12 protein-coding genes, 2 tRNA genes and 2 rRNA genes (1 of these 16 cut by a window edge) are annotated in these 17,920 nt (G+C 65.4%); 11 read left to right on the top strand and 5 right to left on the bottom strand.

Annotated features, from left to right (window positions below):
• Positions 1–74 precede the first annotated feature (74 nt).
• Positions 75–749 (bottom strand): DNA repair protein RadC, encoded by a 675-nt coding sequence (gene radC, locus MMG85_RS04180; protein ID WP_241044871.1) that lies wholly within the window; start codon positions 747–749, stop codon positions 75–77.
• A gap of 96 nt (positions 750–845) precedes the next feature.
• Between radC and coaBC the strand changes: the two genes are divergently transcribed.
• The 3 genes from coaBC to MMG85_RS04165 are packed head-to-tail and all read left to right on the top strand — an operon-like array spanning position 846 to position 4,893.
• Positions 846–2,075 (top strand): bifunctional phosphopantothenoylcysteine decarboxylase/phosphopantothenate--cysteine ligase CoaBC, encoded by a 1,230-nt coding sequence (coaBC, locus tag MMG85_RS04175; protein ID WP_241044870.1) that lies wholly within the window; start codon positions 846–848, stop codon positions 2,073–2,075.
• Positions 2,072–2,536 carry a dUTP diphosphatase gene (gene dut, locus MMG85_RS04170; RefSeq protein WP_241044869.1) on the top strand — a complete coding sequence of 155 codons (465 nt, stop codon included), beginning with the start codon at positions 2,072–2,074 and terminating at the stop codon, positions 2,534–2,536. Before coaBC ends, dut begins: the two co-directional genes overlap by 4 nt.
• Positions 2,537–2,550: 14 nt before the next feature.
• On the top strand, positions 2,551–4,893 hold the full coding sequence (locus MMG85_RS04165) for a phosphomannomutase/phosphoglucomutase (protein WP_241044868.1): 2,343 nt from the start codon (positions 2,551–2,553) through the stop codon (positions 4,891–4,893).
• 88 nt (positions 4,894–4,981) lie between these two features.
• On the opposite strand, the gene MMG85_RS04160 is transcribed toward MMG85_RS04165, so the two are convergent.
• Both MMG85_RS04160 and pyrE read right to left on the bottom strand, forming a co-directional pair.
• Positions 4,982–5,695: a hypothetical protein gene (locus tag MMG85_RS04160; protein WP_241044867.1), complete on the bottom strand. Its 714-nt coding sequence runs from the start codon at positions 5,693–5,695 to the stop codon at positions 4,982–4,984.
• A gap of 18 nt (positions 5,696–5,713) precedes the next feature.
• The gene (gene pyrE / locus MMG85_RS04155) at positions 5,714–6,385 is read right to left on the bottom strand and encodes an orotate phosphoribosyltransferase (RefSeq protein WP_241044866.1); all 672 of its coding nucleotides are present in this window, start codon (positions 6,383–6,385) and stop codon (positions 5,714–5,716) included.
• A gap of 114 nt (positions 6,386–6,499) precedes the next feature.
• Between pyrE and MMG85_RS04150 the strand changes: the two genes are divergently transcribed.
• From MMG85_RS04150 to MMG85_RS04140, 3 genes are read left to right on the top strand one after another with little or no spacing between them, the layout of a single operon-like run.
• Positions 6,500–7,270, top strand: a complete 771-nt coding sequence (locus MMG85_RS04150) for an exodeoxyribonuclease III (RefSeq protein WP_241044865.1) — start codon at positions 6,500–6,502, stop codon at positions 7,268–7,270.
• A complete protein-coding gene (locus MMG85_RS04145; protein WP_241044864.1) occupies positions 7,270–8,607 on the top strand; it encodes an MFS transporter in 1,338 nt (445 codons plus the stop codon). Before MMG85_RS04150 ends, MMG85_RS04145 begins: the two co-directional genes overlap by 1 nt.
• 46 nt (positions 8,608–8,653) lie before the next feature.
• Complete coding sequence (locus MMG85_RS04140; RefSeq protein ID WP_241044863.1) at positions 8,654–8,881, top strand: hypothetical protein; 228 nt, start codon at positions 8,654–8,656, stop codon at positions 8,879–8,881.
• Here the strand turns inward: MMG85_RS04140 and MMG85_RS04135 are convergent.
• A complete protein-coding gene (locus MMG85_RS04135; RefSeq protein ID WP_241044862.1) occupies positions 8,878–10,017 on the bottom strand; it encodes an anhydro-N-acetylmuramic acid kinase in 1,140 nt (379 codons plus the stop codon). The genes MMG85_RS04140 and MMG85_RS04135 overlap by 4 nt on opposite strands.
• Positions 10,018–10,091: 74 nt before the next feature.
• Positions 10,092–11,537 (bottom strand): M23 family metallopeptidase, encoded by a 1,446-nt coding sequence (locus MMG85_RS04130; protein WP_241044861.1) that lies wholly within the window; start codon positions 11,535–11,537, stop codon positions 10,092–10,094.
• A gap of 185 nt (positions 11,538–11,722) precedes the next feature.
• On the opposite strand from MMG85_RS04130, the gene tyrS reads away from it, so the two are divergent.
• The 5 genes from tyrS to MMG85_RS04105 all read left to right on the top strand — a co-directional run.
• Positions 11,723–12,931, top strand: a complete 1,209-nt coding sequence (tyrS, locus tag MMG85_RS04125; RefSeq protein WP_241044860.1) for a tyrosine--tRNA ligase — start codon at positions 11,723–11,725, stop codon at positions 12,929–12,931.
• Positions 12,932–13,377: 446 nt separating this feature from the next.
• Positions 13,378–14,922: ribosomal RNA gene (locus MMG85_RS04120) — 16S ribosomal RNA — on the top strand.
• 72 nt (positions 14,923–14,994) lie between these two features.
• A tRNA-Ala gene (locus MMG85_RS04115) sits at positions 14,995–15,070 on the top strand.
• A 15-nt stretch (positions 15,071–15,085) separates the two neighbouring features.
• A tRNA-Ile gene (locus MMG85_RS04110) sits at positions 15,086–15,162 on the top strand.
• Positions 15,163–15,415: 253 nt separating this feature from the next.
• A 23S ribosomal RNA gene (locus MMG85_RS04105) occupies positions 15,416–17,920 on the top strand (it continues 374 nt past the right edge of the window).
• The 16S and 23S rRNA genes sit together here with 2 tRNA genes alongside, the layout of an rRNA operon.

Here is a 17,920-nt window from a genome sequence, read left to right as displayed (position 1 = left end):
GAACCGCCTATTCTAGGTTTTCCCGGTCCCTGCGTGGGATCGGCGCGGTTCAGCCCGGCCTCGCGGATGAGGGCTCAGACCCAGCCGCGCGCCGCCATCGATTGCGGCGGCCCGTCGCCGATGACGAAATGGTCCAGCAGGCGCACGTCCACCAGCGCCAGCGCCTGCTTCAGCCGCTGGGTCACCGCGCGGTCGGCGGCCGAGGGCTCCGCGCAGCCCGACGGATGGTTGTGGCCCACGATCAGCGCCGTGGCGTTCATCGCCAGGGCGCGCCGCGCCACCTCGCGGGGGTGGACCTCGGCGCTGTCCACCGAGCCCTGGAACAGTTCCTCGAACGCCAGCACGCGGTGCCGGGTGTCAAGGAACAGTGCGGCGAAGACCTCGTGCGGCCGGCCGCGCAGGCGTTGGGCGAAGTAGCGGCCCGCCGCGTCCGGATCGCCGATGGCATCGCCCCGCGCGAGCGACGCGTGCAGCAGGCGGGTGCCCAGTTCCAGCGCCGCGGCCAGCACGCAGGCCCGGGCAGGGCCCAGCCCGGGCAGCGCGGTCAGTTCGGCCGGCGGGCGCTCGAGCAGGGCGCGCAGCGGGCCGTGGTGGGCGAGCAGCTCGCGGGCGGTGGCGACGGCGTCGCGCCCGCGCAGGCCGGAGCCGAGGAAAAGGGCCAGCAGCTCGGCGTCGCTGAGGCTCGCCGGGCCGCGGGCCAGCAGCTTTTCACGGGGGCGTTCGTCCTGGGGCCAGTCGCGTATGTGCATGGGCACAGCGTGCGCAAAGCGTGAGCCGGACGGCATCGGGCGCCGGGGGGCGTTCGGGTAAGCTAATCGCCTGTATCGACGTAGGAATGGCCCGACGTGAGTGGATCGGACAAGACGCAGGGTCTGGCGGGGCAACGCCTGCTGCTGTGCGTGGGAGGCGGGGTTGCCGCCTACAAGGCGCTGGAACTGGTGCGCCGGCTGCGCGAGGCGGGGGCCGAGGTGCAGGTGGCCATGACCGCGGGCGCGCAGCAGTTCGTCACCCCGTTGAGCTTCCAGGCCCTGTCGGGACAGCCCACGCGCACCACCTTGTGGGACAGCGCCGCCGAGCAGGCGATGGGCCATATCGAACTGGCGCGCTGGGCCGACCGCGTCATCGTGGCGCCGGCGACCGCCGACCTGATCGCGCGGCTGGCGCATGGCCTGGCCGACGATCTGGTGACCACCCTGTGTCTGGCGACCACCGCGCCGATCACCGTCGCGCCGGCGATGAACCACCGCATGTGGCAGCACCCGGCCACCCAGGCCAACGTGGCCACGTTGCGTGGCCGCGACGTGCAGGTGGTCGGCCCGAACGACGGACCGCTGGCCGAGGGCGAATCCGGCCCGGGCCGCCTGGCCGAACCGGCGGAGATCGTCGCCGCGCTGACGGGCAGGCCGGCGACCGCATCTTCGGTACCGCAGGACCTGGCCGGGTTGAAGGTGGTGGTCAGCGCCGGCCCGACCTACGAAGACCTGGATCCGGTGCGCTACCTGGGCAACCGCAGCAGCGGCAAGATGGGCTTCGCGGTCGCCGCCAGTGCCGCCCGGCGCGGCGCCAGCGTCACCCTGGTGGCCGGTCCCGTGCACCTGCCCACCCCGGCGGGCGTGACCCGCGTGGACGTGCGGTCGGCGGCGCAGATGCGCGCTGCCGTGTTCGCCGCACTGCCGGCCGACCTCTACATCGGTGCCGCCGCCGTGGCCGATTACACGCCGCGCGAGCCGGTCGCTAACAAGATCAAGAAGTCCAGCGAATCGCTGGCGCTGGACCTGGTGCGCACCCCCGACATCCTGGCCGAGGTGGCCGCGCAGACGCAGGCGCTGAAGCTGGTGGTCGGCTTCGCCGCCGAGACCAACAACGTGGCCGAGTACGCCCGCAAGAAGCTGGACGCCAAGCGGCTGGACATGATCGTGGCCAACCGGGTGGGGATCGCGGACGGCGGCTTCGAGAGCGACCAGAACGCGATGACGGCCTACTGGAAGGACGGCGAGCGCAGTTTCGCCTCCGCAGCGAAGACGCGGCTTGCCGACGACCTGATGGACCTGATCGTGGAGCGACTGAACGCATGAGCGCAGAGCGCGCGGTGGAAGTGAAGCTGCTGGATCCCCGCTTCGGCGACGAATGGCCGTTGCCGGCCTACGCCACCGAGGCCAGCGCCGGCATGGACCTGCGCGCGGCGCTGGACGCCCCGCTGGTGCTGGAACCGGGCGACGCGGCGCTGGTGCCCAGCGGCATCGCCCTGCACCTGGGCGACCCGCAGCTGTGCGCGGTGGTGCTGCCGCGCTCGGGGCTGGGCCACCGCCACGGCATCGTGCTGGGCAACGGCACCGGCCTGATCGATGCCGACTACCAGGGGCCGCTGCTGATCAGCGTGTGGAACCGGGGCCACGAGACCTTCACCATCCAGCCCGGCGACCGCATCGCCCAGGTCATGGTGCTGCCGGTCGTGCGCGTGAGCCTGCAAGTGGTGGATACTTTCGCCGACAGCGCACGGGGGACGGGTGGCTTCGGCCACACCGGCGTGCGGTGACAGGGGACAAACCGATGAACACGACGAGCGAGAACCGCATGCGGATTCCCGTGGGCGACCTGCGTGGCGCGTTGCCGAAACTGGCGGTGCTGCTGGGCCTGCTGGCGGGCCTGCTGGCCTGGAGCGGTGTCCGCCAGTGGCGCGATGCCGGCCTGCTGGAAGACGTCGAACGCGCCCGCGACCAGGCGGTGCAGGCCGTGCAGGCCAGCCATGCGGCCCAGGTCCGGCAGCTGGAGCAGCGCCTGGCCTCGGCGCCGGTCAAGGCGGCGCTGGCGGCGAACGACATTCCCGCCGCGGTAGCGGCCGTCCGCGACGGCTGGGCCGGCGTCGGGCAAGTCGAGATCCTCGACGGCACGTTGACCGCGGCGTACGACGACGCCGCGACCTTCGGCTACAGCCGGCTGGCCTTGCTGGAAGCCGGCATGCAGGGCGAGGCCGTGGCCGCCCGCGTGGTGAAGGAGGGCGACCGGACCGTGTTCGGCATGGCGGCCGCCGTGCCGCAGGGCGTGCTGTACGCCAGCGTGCCGCTGGCCCGGCTGACCGAAGGATTCGATGGCGTGGCGATGCCCGCCGGCGGCTACCTGGCGCTGCGCCAGGGCGGCTATTCGATCCAGCAGCGCGGCAATACCCGGCTGGAAGACGGCGCCGAACGCATGGCCCACGCGGTGGGCAAGACCGGCCTGCGCGTGGCGACCGCCGCGCCGGACAGCGAGTCGGGTCCGCTCGGCTTGGGCGCGATCCCCGCGCTGGTGGTGGCGGTAGTGCTGGCGGCGCTGGCGATCGCGGCCGTGCTGGCCGCGCGCGGCGGCCTGCGGATGGGACGTTTTGGAAACAAGGGAGCAGAGATGAGCGACATGGATGAACCGACCCTCGGCGAAGCGCTGCTGCGCGATCCGCCGCCCGCCGCCGGCGCGCGTGCGCCGATGGCCGACGAGGGCGACGGCAGCGACGCCTACCGGCCGTCCGAAGGCAAAACGGTCGAGGTGGATCCCGGCATCTTCCGCGCCTACGACATCCGCGGCATCGTCGGTAAGTCGCTGAGCATCGAGGTTGCCGAACTGATCGGCCTGGCCATCGGCTCGGTGATGCGCGACGAGGACCTGGCCGACATCGTCGTCGGTCGCGATGGCCGCCTGTCCGGCCCGGACCTGGCCGGCGGCCTGATCGAAGGCCTGCGCAAGGCCGGCCGCAATGTCATCGACATCGGCCTGGCGCCCACGCCGGTGGCCTACTTCGGCGCCTACCACCTGCGCGCCGGCAGCTGCGTGGCGGTGACCGGCAGCCACAATCCGCCGGACTACAACGGCTTCAAGATCGTGGTGGGCGGGCAGACCCTGTCGGGCGATGCCATCACCGACCTGTACGAGCGCATCCGCGACAACCGCCTGTACGTGGCGGGCGTGCCGGGCGACCTGCAGCAGCGCGACATCGCCGCCGACTACATCCAGCGCATCGCCGACGACGTGCAGCTGGAGCGTCCGCTGAAGATCGTGGTGGATGCCGGCAACGGCGTGGCCGGCGACATCGCCCCGCAGCTGCTGGAGGCGATCGGTGCCGACGTGATCCCGCTGTACTGCGAAGTGGACGGCACGTTCCCGAACCACCATCCGGACCCCAGCGAGCCGCACAACCTGGAAGACCTGATCCAGACGGTGAAGCGCTTCGACGCCGACATCGGCCTGGCCTTCGACGGCGACGGCGACCGCCTGGGCGTGGTGACCAAGGAAGGCGCCATCATCTTCCCCGACCGCCTGCTGATGCTGTTCGCCGCCGACGTGCTGGAGCGCAACCCGGGCGCGCTGATCATCTACGACGTGAAATGCACCGGCAAGATGCAGGGCTGGGTGCTGCGCCATGGCGGCACGCCGATGATGTGGAAGACCGGGCACTCGCTGATCAAGGCCAAGATGCGCGAAACCGGCGCCGAACTGGCCGGCGAGATGAGCGGGCACTTCTTCTTCCAGGAGCGCTGGTACGGATTCGACGACGGCCTGTACGCCGCCGCGCGCCTGCTGGAGATCCTGGCCAACCGCAGCGAGACGCCCTCCGAGGTGCTGGCCGAACTGCCGGACGGCGTGTCCACGCCGGAGATCAAGGTGGACGTGGTGGACGGCACGCCGCACGCCATCGTCGAGCGCTTCGTCGAGGGCGCCGAATTCGAGGGTGCACGCCTGTCCACGATCGACGGCCTGCGTGCGGACTGGGATGACGGCTGGGGTCTGGTGCGTGCGTCCAACACCACGCCGATCCTGGTGCTGCGCTTCGAGGCCGACGACAAGGCGGCGCTGGAGCGGATCAAGACCGAGTTCCGCACGCGGCTGCAGGCGCTGGCGCCGGAGTTGAAGATGACGTTCTGACCGCCCGCGGGCGTCAGGCCGATACGACAACGCCGGGCAATGCCCGGCGTTGTCGTGTCTGGCGAGGCTCACGTCCGGCGCGGGTGGCCTACCTGCGGGCGGGCGCGGGCGCGGGGGTTGTCGGCGCGGACTTCAGGGCGGCGTCTTCCGCCTGCTCGGGCGTCACGCCCCGCATGGCGCGGAAGCGCTGCATGATGTCGGCGATCTCCACGTCCAGCTCCGCGCGCTGCTTCTCGAAACTCTGCTGCAGCCGGCGCGTGCGCACCAGTTCCGCGTGGCGCTGCTGGATGGAGGCGGCCATCTCCTTCGGCACCGGCTGGCCCGCCAGTTCGCGGTCGCCGGCCGTCTGCAGCAGGGTGATCAGGCCGTCACGCAGGCTGATGGCGTTGTAGCTGGCGGTGCGGACGTTGTTGTCGACGATGGCCGTGCGTTCGTTGAAGACGCGGCTCAGTTCTTCTTCGCTGCGGTACGAGAGCAGCATCGCGGCGTCGGTGCGGCGGCGCATGTCGGCGGCGGCGGCGTCGATCAGCTGCTGCTGGGCCGCGATGGCAGCCTGCGCGCGCTCTTCGTCGGTCAGGGCGCGCTCCACCCCGCCGGTGCGCAGGCCGCTGGCGGCGCTGATCTCGTCGCGGGCGACGTTGACGGCATCGGCCGGCAGCGCATCGCTGCAGACGCGCTGGCCCTTCTCTTCCCAGCAGAAGAGTTTCTTGTTGGCCGGTGCGGCACCCTTGTTGCCCTGGGCATGCGCCAGCGGCGCGGCCACGAGCAGGGCGGCCAGCATGTAGGAAGTACGGACGGTCATGGCAGTCCCCAACTGCGGTCAGTCCTGGGTCGCGCTGCCGTAGCGGGCCCGATAGGCCAGCAGGTCGTCGCGATGATGGACAAGGTCGGCGCTTTCGCCGGCAAATGCAAGCAGGTCGTGCAGGTTGGCCACGGCCACCACCGGCACGCCGGTCTCGTCGGCGACCGACTGCGCGGCCGAGCGGCGCGCGCCGCTCGTGCCCGGTTCGCCCAGCACTTCCTGCCGGTCGAGCGCCACCACGATCCCGGCCGGCGTGCCGCCACCGGCGCGGATCAGGCCCAGCGCTTCGCGGATGGCGGTGCCGGCGGTGATCACGTCATCGACGATCAACACGCGGCGGTCTTCCAGCGGCGCGCCGATCAGCAGGCCGCCCTCGCCGTGGTCCTTGGCTTCCTTGCGGTTGAACGCCACCGGCAGGTCGCGGCCGCGACGGGCGAATTCGCAGGCCAGCGCGGTCGCCAGCGGGATGCCCTTGTAGGCCGGACCGAACAGCAGGTCGAACTGCAGCCCGGCGGCGTCCACCGCGTCGGCATAGCAGGCGGCCAATCCGGCCAGCCGCGCGCCGCTGTCGAAACGCCCGGCGTTGAAGAAATACGGACTCTGCCGCCCCGATTTCAGCGTGAACTGGCCGAAGCGCAGGGCCTGCGCATGCAGTGCGAGCTGGAGGAAGCGGGCATGGTGGTCGGACATGAGGCGGGAATCGGGAATGGGGAACGGGGAGTGGGCAAAAGCATAGCCGGTCGAGCGCCCTTCGGTCCCACTGCGGTACGCTCTCCCCATTCTCCATTCTCCATTCCCCGCCACATGCGCATCATCAGCTTCAACGCCAACGGCCTGCGTTCGGCGGCCACCAAGGGCTTCTTCGACTGGTTCACCGCGCAGGACGCCGACGTGCTGTGCGTGCAGGAGACCAAGGCGCAGGAACACCAGCTGGCCGGCCCCGAATTCCTGCCCGCCGGCTACAAGGCCTGGTTCCGCGACGCCACCACCAAGAAGGGCTACAGCGGCGTGGCGATCTACGCCCGGCGCGAGCCGGACGAGGTGCGCACCGCGCTGGGCTGGCCGGAGTTCGACGAGGAAGGCCGCTACATCGAGGCGCGCTTCGGCGACCTGAGCGTGGTGTCGTTCTACATCCCGTCCGGTTCGTCCGGCGACGAGCGCCAGGGCTTCAAGTTCAAGGTCATGGACTGGCTGGCGCCTGTGCTGGACGAGTGGCGTCGCAGCGGCCGCCACTATGTGCTGTGCGGCGACTGGAACATCGTGCGCAGCCGGCTGGACATCAAGAACTGGACCAGCAACCAGAAGAATTCAGGCTGCCTGCCGCCCGAGCGCGACTGGTTGAACGGCATGTGCGTGGACGACGGCGGTTGGGTCGACGCCTATCGCGCGCTGCATCCGGAAGGCCAGGACTATACGTGGTGGAGCAACCGCGGCGCCGCGCGCGCCAACAACGTGGGGTGGCGGATCGACTACCAGTTCGTCACGCCGTCGCTGCGCGACCGCCTCAAGGCCTGCTCGATCTACCGTGAGCAGCGCTTCTCCGACCACGCCCCCTTCACGGTGGACTACACCTGATGACGACGTCCGCCAGCGCAGCCCCGGGCAAACCCTCGGTATGGCGCGCGTTCGCGCAGCCCTCGGCGTGGACGATGTTCTTCTTCGGCTTCGCCTCCGGCATGCCGTTCCTGCTGGTGGCCGGCACGCTGGCGTACTGGCTGACCGAGAACGGGCTGGAACTGAAGAACATCACCCTCATCGCCAGTGCCGGCCTGACCTACACGCTCAAGTTCCTGTGGGCGCCGGTGGTGGACCGCTGGCGGCTGCCGCTGCTGGGGCGACTGGGGCAACGGCGTGGCTGGCTGCTGCTGGCGCTGGTGGTCGTGATCGCCGGGCTGCTGTTGATGGCGCACCTGACGCCGGGTGTGCTGGCGCCCTTCATCTGGGTCACGCTGCTGACCGCCTTCGCCGGCGCCACGCTGGACATCGCCGTGGACGCCTACCGCATCGAGATCGCGCCGCAGGAATCGCAGGGCGCGCTGCTGGCCACGTATTCGCTGGGCTACCGCATCGCGCTGATCATCACCGGCGCGCTGGCGCTGATGCTGGCCGACGTGGTGTCGTGGCCGATGGTGTACCAGGCGATGGCCGCCTTCATGCTGATCCCGGTGGTGGCGGTGCTGCTGTCCCGCGAGCCCGACATCGTGCGGATACGCATGACCACCTGGCGGGCCGGCCTGCAGGAAGGCGTGGTGGAACCCTTCGTCGACTTCTTCCGCCGGTTCGGCGGCGCGCTGGCGCTGGCGCTGCTGGCGTTCATCCTGCTCGCCAAGATCTCCGACCAGTCGCTGGGCGGCGGCATCATGGCGCCGTTCTACCTCAGCCAGGGATTCACCAAGACCGAGATCGGCGCGGTATCGAAGATATGGGGCGTCTGGGTCGGCCTGGTGGGCGTGTTCATCGCCGGCATCGCGATCGCGCGCTGGGGCGTGAAGTGGCCGCTGCTGGCGGGCATCGTGTTGGGCGCGATCAGCAACCTGCTGTACGTGTGGTTGATCGGCGCCGACGGCGGTGTGTGGAAACTGACGCTGGTGATTTCCGGCGAGAACCTCGCCCAGGGTTTCCAGGGCACGACGCTGGTGGCGTTCCTGTCGGCGCTGGTCAACCAGCGGTTCACGGCCACCCAGTACGCGCTGTTCTCGTCGCTGGTGATGCTGCCCGGCAAGTTGCTGGGGGCGGTGTCGGGCGGCATCGTGGAACAGACCGGGTATGGCGTGTATTTCTGGATCACCGCGCTGGTCGCGGTGCCGGCGGTGGGCCTGTTCTTCTGGCTGGCGCCGCGCATCCGGTTCGGCAGCGGGCACGAGGCCGCGACGGGCGTCGACGCGCCTGCGTCCACCGATACGCGCGCCTGAGCGACTGCGCTACAGTTTCCCGCAGGGCAGACGGGGGGAGTGTGGGATGACCGATATCGTGCTGAAGGATGTGGACCCGATCCTCGCCGAGCGCATTCGCCGGGTCTCGCAGGCACGCGGCTGGCCGATCCACGACACCATCTTCAACCTGCTCGAGCAGGGCCTGTTCGTGTGCGAAGCGGAAGTCCGCGGCGGCTTCGACGATCGCGAGGTCAATGCACTGGCCCAGGCCATCAGCGCCCTGAGGGACGTCCCGCCGGGCAAGGGCTTCTAGGCCGGATACACCGTGCCCAGCACCCGCCGCCCCGACGCGCCGGTGACGGCGGGCAGATTGCCCGGACGTCCGGCCAGCGTTTCCCGCGCCAGCCAGGCGAAGCCCATCGCCTCCATGTAGTCCGGGTCCAGGCCGTGCGCGGCGGTGGACTCCACCACCGCCTGCGGCAGGTAGGCCGCCAGGCGCGCCATCAGCACCGGGTTGCGCACGCCGCCGCCACAGGCCAGCACGCGGCGCGTGTCGGGCTGGGTCATCTGCAGGGCGTCGGCGACGGTGCGCGCGGTGAGCTCCAGCAGCGTGGCCTGCACGTCGGCCGGCGCGAGGGCGGCGTCCTCCATGCGTGCCCGCAGCCAGTCCAGGTGGAAGTGTTCGCGCCCCGTGCTTTTCGGCGGCGGCAGCGCGAACCAGGGGTCGGCCAGCAGGCGGGCGAGCAGCGTCGGGTTCACCTGTCCGCTGGCAGCGAAGGCGCCACCGGCATCGTAGGCGTGTCCGGTGTGTCGTTCGCACCAGGCATCCATCAGCGCGTTGGCCGGTCCGGTGTCGAAGCCGCGGACATTCCCGGCAACCGGCAGCAGGGTGAAATTGGCGATGCCGCCCAGGTTGAGCGCCGCGCGATCCTCGTTCGGCGATCCGAGCAGCGCGGCATGGAAGGCCGGCATCAGCGGCGCACCCTGGCCGCCTGCGGCGACGTCGCGGCGGCGGAAGTCGGCCACGGTGGCGATCCCGCAGCGCTCGGCGATGACGTTGCCGTCGCCGAGCTGCCAGGTGAACGGGGGATCGGCGTGTGGACGATGCCGGACCGTCTGCCCGTGCGAGCCGATCGCACGGACGCGTCCGCGCGGCACGCCGGCTTCCTGCAACAGCGACAGCGCCGCCTCGGCGAAGGCCAAGGCGATGCGCCCGTCCAGCGTGCCCAGCGCATCCAGCGACACCGTGTCCGCACCCTGGCCAAGGGCCACCAGGTGCGCGCGCAGTTCCGCGTCCCAACCGAAGGTGCGGCCATGCACCAGCTTGCAGCGCAGGGCGCGGCCTTCGCCTTCGAAGCGCACCAGCGCGGCATCGATGCCGTCGGCGCTGGTGCCGGACATCAGGCCCAGATAAAGCTCGGAAGCGGTCGCATCGGCAGCGTCGGTCATGCGGGATCGTCAGGCAAAGAAAAAGGCGGGACAGTGTCCCGCCTTTCTACGCTTCCCGCCATGCATGACGGAGGTCAGCCCTTGCCGCCCTTCTTGCCGGCAGCGGGCTTGGCCGCGGCGACGGTGGTCGGCTTGGCGTCGTCGGCCGGGCCGACATCGGCATAGATGATGTCTTCCACCGTGCGGATGCGCGCCAGCGCATTCGCCGTATAGGTGCGGTACGCCGCCAGCTGTGCGCCGGACAGCGGCTCCGGCGGCGGCATCGTCACCGACAGCGGGTTGCGGTGCACGCCGTTGATGCGGAATTCGTAGTGCAGGTGCGGGCCGGTCGACAGGCCGGTGGTGCCGACGTAGCCGATCACCGTGCCCTGCGCCACGCGCTGGCCCTGCCTGATGTTGCCCATGCGCGACATGTGCGCGTAGAGGGTGGTGTGGCCACGGCCGTGGTCGATGATCACGGTGCGGCCGTAACCGCCCTGCCAGCCCGCGAACTGCACGCGGCCATCGCCGGCGGCCATGATCGGCGTACCCGTCGATGCGGCGTAATCCACGCCCTTGTGCATGCGCATCGTGCCCAGCACCGGGTGGCGGCGCGCGCCGAACTTGGAGCTCATCCGCGCGTAGGCGATCGGCATGCGGATGAAGTTCTTCTTCAGCGGCCGGCCGGCGGCGGTGAAGTACTCCGGCTTGCCGCCCGGGCGGGTGAAGCGGAAACCCGAATGCAGCTTGCCGTCGACGGTGAACGTGGCGGCCTGCACCGGGCCGGTGCTGATCAGCTCGCCCTCGCGCCAGGTCTGTTCGACCACCACGCTGAACCGGTCTTCCGGCCCCAGGTCGGAGTTGAAGTCGATGTCGTACTTGAAGATCTCGTCCGTCATCGAGTTGATGTTGGCGGACGTCAGGCCGGCCTTGCGTGCCGAGCGGTTGAGCGAACGCCCCACCTTGCCGCTCAGCACCACGGTACGGGTGGTGGTCTCGCGCGCGATCACGCGCTCGGTGATCTTGCCGGCGCCGACCACCAGTTCGACGCGATGACTGGGGTCGCGGTCGTAGCGCAGGGTGCGCAGGCCGCCGGTTACCGGCAGGTCGAAGGCGATCTCGGTGCCGGGCTTCAGCCGCGTCAGCGCCTTCTTGGCATCGGCGTTCTCCAGGATGCGGTGCAGGGTGGCGGCCGGAATGCCCAGCTCCTCGAAGATCCCGCCCATCGTCTGGCCCGGCTTCACCCGCACCACCTGCCAGCTGTCGCCGGCGATGCCGGCCTGGCGCGCGGCGGACAGTTCGGGCAGATCCAGCAGCAGGGTGCTGCGTGGCTCGGACACCGGCGCCTGGATCGCGCTGGAGAAGCCCGGCACGATGGTCGCCATCAGCACGCCGATGGTGGTGAACAGGCTGGCATGGATCCAGTGGCGGCGCGTCCATCGCCCTTCGGGCAGGTGACGCTTCACGGCGGTATCGCGGAGCACGCCAAGGCGCTCCCGGAACAGTTGCTTGCGGCTGTTGCCGCCCCCATGAGTTTGCATCAAGGTTGCACCCCGGGGCCAAGGCAAAGCCCCAATCGGCGTACCATAGACACGCGAAGACTTCGCGTCAAACCATTGAGTCAAATAGCTTTTTTGATTGGTATCACTGTTTACCTTCTTTTAACGGTAACTTCACGTCACTGACTTGGCCTTCACCTGGCCGCCCCTACCGGAACCGCTATCCCGTGTCCTCCGCAGAAGCTCTCGCCCTGATCGGCCGTGGTGCCGACGAAATCCTCAAGCCCGAAGACCTGGAGGCCCGCCTGAAGCTGGGCCGTCCCCTGCGCGTGAAGGCCGGGTTCGACCCCACTGCGCCGGACCTGCACCTGGGGCACACGGTGCTGTTGAACAAGATGCGCCAGTTCCAGGATTTGGGACATCAGGTGATCTTCCTGATCGGCGACTTCACCGGGATGATCGGCGACCCGTCCGGCAAGAACGTCACCCGCAAGCCGCTGACCCGCGAGGACGTGCTGGCCAACGCCCGCACCTACGAGGATCAGGTGTTCAAGGTGCTGGATCGGGAGAAGACCGAGGTCCGCTTCAATTCCGAATGGTTCGGCGCGATGGCGGCGGCCGACATGATCCGCCTGGCCGGCCAGCACACCGTCGCCCGCATGCTCGAGCGCGACGATTTCGCCAAGCGCTATGCCGCCCAGCAGTCGATCGCCCTGCACGAATTCCTCTATCCGCTGGTGCAGGGCTACGACTCCGTGGCACTGCAGGCCGACGTCGAGCTTGGCGGTACCGACCAGAAGTTCAATCTGCTGATGGGGCGCGGCCTGCAGGAGCACCATGGTCAGGCGCCGCAGATCGTGCTGACCATGCCGCTGCTGGAAGGCCTGGATGGCGTCAACAAGATGTCCAAGTCGCTGGGCAACTACATTGGTGTCAGCGAGCCGGCCATCGACATCGTCACCAAGACCATGAAGATCGGCGATGAGCTGATGTGGCGCTGGATCGAGCTGTTGAGCTTCGAGATCGGCGTCGCGGAGGCGGCCGCGCTCAAGGCCTCCGTTGCCGGCGGCGAGCTGAATCCGCGCGACGTGAAGCTGCGCCTGGCACGCGAGCTGGCCATCCGCTTCCACGATGCCGGCGAAGCCGAGAAGGCCATCGCGGGCTGGCATGCGGTCGTCACCGGACAGGGCGACACCTCGCAGCTGGAACTCAAGGATGTGGTGGTCCCGGCCGAAGGCATCCGCATTGCCGCATTGCTTACTGCCGCGGGCATCACGCCGAGCAACTCGGAAGCCAACCGCAAGCTCAAGGAGCGCGCGGTCAAGGTCGAAGGCGAGATCGTCGAAGACGCGGGCCTGCAGCTGTCGCCGGGCTTTGAAGGCGTGCTGCAGGTAGGCAAGCGCAACTTCGCCCGGGTGCGGCTGGTGACGGGCTGAGCCCTGCCGCCGCGACCTGCCGCAATGCCGGTGAGTGGCAGGTGAAAATTTCCGGCTGCACCCCTTCCAAAAGCTGACAGAACCGGCCATACTTTCCCTCCCCCGACGCACGGGGCCTTGCCAGACCGGCAAGGCGCCACAGAAAGGGAAGCGGATCGCCAACAACTTCGAAAAAAGGTGTTGACGAAACAGAAAAACCCGCCATAATAGGCGGCTCACCTCGGCGGAAACGCTGGGGTTACGAAGGAAGGCGCTGAGGCCGACTTCGAAGCTCTTTGACAGTGTGCGCAGGTGACTTGTGTGGGCGCCTGCAGGAAGGACTAGCTGTCCATCTTGCAGACGTTCGATTCATGAGCATCTTGTCAATTGTAGAAATGCAAGCGATACGTAAAGCTTGTGATCAGACGATCTGCATTCAAAGCATTGGCCTTCGGGCTAAGTAGTTTTAAGTGAAGAGTTTGATCCTGGCTCAGAGTGAACGCTGGCGGTAGGCCTAACACATGCAAGTCGAACGGCAGCACAGGAGAGCTTGCTCTCTGGGTGGCGAGTGGCGGACGGGTGAGGAATACATCGGAATCTACCTTTTCGTGGGGGATAACGTAGGGAAACTTACGCTAATACCGCATACGACCTACGGGTGAAAGTGGGGGACCGCAAGGCCTCACGCGATTAGATGAGCCGATGTCCGATTAGCTAGTTGGCGGGGTAATGGCCCACCAAGGCGACGATCGGTAGCTGGTCTGAGAGGATGATCAGCCACACTGGAACTGAGACACGGTCCAGACTCCTACGGGAGGCAGCAGTGGGGAATATTGGACAATGGGCGCAAGCCTGATCCAGCCATACCGCGTGGGTGAAGAAGGCCTTCGGGTTGTAAAGCCCTTTTGTTGGGAAAGAAATCCTATCGGTTAATAACCGGTGGGGATGACGGTACCCAAAGAATAAGCACCGGCTAACTTCGTGCCAGCAGCCGCGGTAATACGAAGGGTGCAAGCGTTACTCGGAATTACTGGGCGTAAAGCGTGCGTAGGTGGTGGTTTAAGTCTGCTGTGAAAGCCCTGGGCTCAACCTGGGAATTGCAGTGGATACTGGATCACTAGAGTGTGGTAGAGGGATGCGGAATTTCTGGTGTAGCAGTGAAATGCGTAGAGATCAGAAGGAACATCCGTGGCGAAGGCGGCATCCTGGGCCAACACTGACACTGAGGCACGAAAGCGTGGGGAGCAAACAGGATTAGATACCCTGGTAGTCCACGCCCTAAACGATGCGAACTGGATGTTGGGTGCAACTTGGCACCCAGTATCGAAGCTAACGCGTTAAGTTCGCCGCCTGGGGAGTACGGTCGCAAGACTGAAACTCAAAGGAATTGACGGGGGCCCGCACAAGCGGTGGAGTATGTGGTTTAATTCGATGCAACGCGAAGAACCTTACCTGGTCTTGACATCCACGGAACTTTCCAGAGATGGATTGGTGCCTTCGGGAACCGTGAGACAGGTGCTGCATGGCTGTCGTCAGCTCGTGTCGTGAGATGTTGGGTTAAGTCCCGCAACGAGCGCAACCCTTGTCCTTAGTTGCCAGCACGTAATGGTGGGAACTCTAAGGAGACCGCCGGTGACAAACCGGAGGAAGGTGGGGATGACGTCAAGTCATCATGGCCCTTACGACCAGGGCTACACACGTACTACAATGGTAGGGACAGAGGGCTGCAAACCCGCGAGGGTGAGCCAATCCCAGAAACCCTATCTCAGTCCGGATTGGAGTCTGCAACTCGACTCCATGAAGTCGGAATCGCTAGTAATCGCAGATCAGCATTGCTGCGGTGAATACGTTCCCGGGCCTTGTACACACCGCCCGTCACACCATGGGAGTTTGTTGCACCAGAAGCAGGTAGCTTAACCTTCGGGAGGGCGCTTGCCACGGTGTGGCCGATGACTGGGGTGAAGTCGTAACAAGGTAGCCGTATCGGAAGGTGCGGCTGGATCACCTCCTTTTGAGCATGACAAGCGCTTCTTGTCAGGCGCCCACACAAGACACCTGCATTTTTCAGAGTAAGCCCGTACAACGGGGCCTTAGCTCAGCTGGGAGAGCACCTGCTTTGCAAGCAGGGGGTCGTCGGTTCGATCCCGACAGGCTCCACCACTGGGAACGACTTTTGGGTCTGTAGCTCAGGTGGTTAGAGCGCACCCCTGATAAGGGTGAGGTCGGTGGTTCGAGTCCTCCCAGACCCACCAAGCCGATCGGCAATTACTTCTGAAACCTGCAATCGCACACTAAAAGATTATTTTGAAACGGATCGGCGCTGAAGCCGGCTTCGTGTTCTTTAACAACTTGTGACGTAGCGAGCGTTTTAGATTTTCATCTAGACGTGTCGTTGAGGCTAAGGCGGGGACTTCGAGTCCCTAATAAATTGAGTCGTATGTTCGCGTTAATGGCTTTGTACCCCATTGGCACGGCATGTAACTCCGAGGCGACTTGGGGTTATATGGTCAAGCGAATAAGCGCACACGGTGGATGCCTTGGCGGTCAGAGGCGATGAAGGACGTGGCAGCCTGCGAAAAGTGCGGGGGAGCTGGCAACAAGCATTGATCCCGCAATGTCCGAATGGGGAAACCCACTGCTTCGGCAGTATCCTGCAGTGAATACATAGCTGCTGGAAGCAAACCCGGTGAACTGAAATATCTAAGTAACCGGAGGAAAAGAAATCAACCGAGATTCCCTGAGTAGTGACGAGCGAACGGGGACCAGCCCTTAAGCTGGATTGGTTTTAGAAGAACAGTCTGGAAAGACTGGCCATAGACGGTGACAGCCCGGTATTCGAAAAGACCTTTTCAGTGAAGACGAGTAAGGCGGGGCACGAGAAACCCTGTCTGAACATGGGGGGACCATCCTCCAAGGCTAAATACTCCTGACCGACCGATAGTGAACCAGTACCGTGAGGGAAAGGCGAAAAGAACCCCGGAGAGGGGAGTGAAATAGATCCTGAAACCGTGTGCGTACAAGCAGTAGGAGCCCGCAAGGGTGACTGCGTACCTTTTGTATAATGGGTCAGCGACTTACTGTTCGTGGCAAGCTTAACCGTATAGGGGAGGCGAAGGGAAACCGAGTCTGATAAGGGCGCATAGTCGCGGGCAGTAGACCCGAAACCGGGTGATCTAGTCATGCCCAGGGTGAAGGTGCCGTAACAGGTACTGGAGGCCCGAACCCACTCCCGTTGCAAAGGTAGGGGATGAGGTGTGATTAGGAGTGAAAAGCTAATCGAACCCGGAGATAGCTGGTTCTCCTCGAAAGCTATTTAGGTAGCGCCTCGTATGAATCTTCTTGGGGGTAGAGCACTGTTATGGCTAGCGGGACATCGCGTCTTAGCAAACCATGGCAAACTCCGAATACCAAGACAGAATGTACGGGAGACACACGGCGGGTGCTAACGTCCGTCGTGAAAAGGGAAACAACCCAGACCCACAGCTAAGGTCCCAAATTTCGTGCTAAGTGGAAAACGATGTGGAAAGGCACAGACAGCCAGGAGGTTGGCTTAGAAGCAGCCACCCTTTAAAGAAAGCGTAATAGCTCACTGGTCGAGTCGGTCTGCGCGGAAGATTTAACGGGGCTAAGCACGAAACCGAAGCTTGGGGTGCATAACTTTGTTATGCGCGGTAGAGGAGCGTTCCGTAAGCCGTTGAAGGTGACTTGAGAAGGTTGCTGGAGGTATCGGAAGTGCGAATGCTGACATGAGTAACGATAATGCGGGTGAAAAGCCCGCACGCCGAAAGCCCAAGGTTTCCTTGCGCAACGTTAATCGACGCAGGGTTAGTCGGTCCCTAAGGCGAGGGCGAAAGCCGTAGTCGATGGGAAGCAGGTTAATATTCCTGCACCTCGCGTGAGTGCGATGGAGGGACGGAGAAGGTTAGGTGTACCGGGCGTTGGTTGTCCCGGGGAAAGGCGGTAGGTTTGGATCTTTGGCAAATCCGGGATCCTTTAAGACCGAGCACCGAGACGAGTCCTTTTGGACGAAGTCACTGATACCACGCTTCCAGGAAAAGCTCCTAAGCTTCAGCTCACGCAGACCGTACCGTAAACCGACACAGGTGGGTAGGATGAGAATTCTCAGGCGCTTGAGAGAACTCGGGTGAAGGAACTAGGCAACATGGCACCGTAACTTCGGGAGAAGGTGCACCCTCTTTGGTGGCCCATGCGGGCTATAGCTGAGGGGGGTCGCAGAAACCAGGCCGCTGCGACTGTTTATCAAAAACACAGCACTCTGCAAACACGAAAGTGGACGTATAGGGTGTGACGCCTGCCCGGTGCTGGAAGGTTAATTGATGGGGTCAGCCGCAAGGCGAAGCTCTTGATCGAAGCCCCAGTAAACGGCGGCCGTAACTATAACGGTCCTAAGGTAGCGAAATTCCTTGTCGGGTAAGTTCCGACCTGCACGAATGGCGTAACGACAGCGGCGCTGTCTCCACCCGAGACTCAGTGAAATTGAAATCGCTGTGAAGATGCAGCGTTCCCGTGGCAAGACGGAAAGACCCCGTGAACCTTTACTATAGCTTTACATTGAACGTTGAGTTCGTCTGTGTAGGATAGGTGGGAGGCTATGAAACCGAGGCGCTAGCTTCGGTGGAGCCAACCTTGAAATACCACCCTGATGTGCTTGACGTTCTAACCTAGGTCCGTAATCCGGATCGGGGACCATGTATGGTGGGTAGTTTGACTGGGGCGGTCTCCTCCCAAAGAGTAACGGAGGAGCTCGAAGGTACGCTCAGCGCGGTCGGACATCGCGCACTGTGTGCAAAGGCATAAGCGTGCTTGACTGCGAGATCGACGGATCAAGCAGGTACGAAAGTAGGACTTAGTGATCCGGTGGTTCTGTATGGAAGGGCCATCGCTCAACGGATAAAAGGTACTCCGGGGATAACAGGCTGATACCGCCCAAGAGTTCATATCGACGGCGGTGTTTGGCACCTCGATGTCGGCTCATCACATCCTGGGGCT

The organism is Pseudoxanthomonas sp. LH2527 (assembly GCF_022539275.1).
GTDB lineage: Bacteria > Pseudomonadota > Gammaproteobacteria > Xanthomonadales > Xanthomonadaceae > Pseudoxanthomonas_A.
This window is presented reverse-complemented; position numbering and strand designations above follow the sequence as displayed.

What these genes read in the sequence shown, in the direction of transcription:
- dut (WP_241044869.1), top strand. Translation starts at nt 2,072, where the DNA reads ATGAGCGCAGAGCGCGCGGTGGAAGTGAAGCTGCTGGATCCCCGCTTC.
- MMG85_RS04130 (WP_241044861.1), bottom strand. Translation starts at nt 11,537, where the DNA reads ATGCAAACTCATGGGGGCGGCAACAGCCGCAAGCAACTGTTCCGGGAG.
- pyrE (WP_241044866.1), bottom strand. Translation starts at nt 6,385, where the DNA reads ATGTCCGACCACCATGCCCGCTTCCTCCAGCTCGCACTGCATGCGCAG.
- MMG85_RS04135 (WP_241044862.1), bottom strand. Translation starts at nt 10,017, where the DNA reads ATGACCGACGCTGCCGATGCGACCGCTTCCGAGCTTTATCTGGGCCTG.
- MMG85_RS04160 (WP_241044867.1), bottom strand. Translation starts at nt 5,695, where the DNA reads ATGACCGTCCGTACTTCCTACATGCTGGCCGCCCTGCTCGTGGCCGCG.
- MMG85_RS04145 (WP_241044864.1), top strand. Translation starts at nt 7,270, where the DNA reads ATGACGACGTCCGCCAGCGCAGCCCCGGGCAAACCCTCGGTATGGCGC.
- MMG85_RS04140 (WP_241044863.1), top strand. Translation starts at nt 8,654, where the DNA reads ATGACCGATATCGTGCTGAAGGATGTGGACCCGATCCTCGCCGAGCGC.
- radC (WP_241044871.1), bottom strand. Translation starts at nt 749, where the DNA reads ATGCACATACGCGACTGGCCCCAGGACGAACGCCCCCGTGAAAAGCTG.
- MMG85_RS04165 (WP_241044868.1), top strand. Translation starts at nt 2,551, where the DNA reads ATGAACACGACGAGCGAGAACCGCATGCGGATTCCCGTGGGCGACCTG.
- MMG85_RS04150 (WP_241044865.1), top strand. Translation starts at nt 6,500, where the DNA reads ATGCGCATCATCAGCTTCAACGCCAACGGCCTGCGTTCGGCGGCCACC.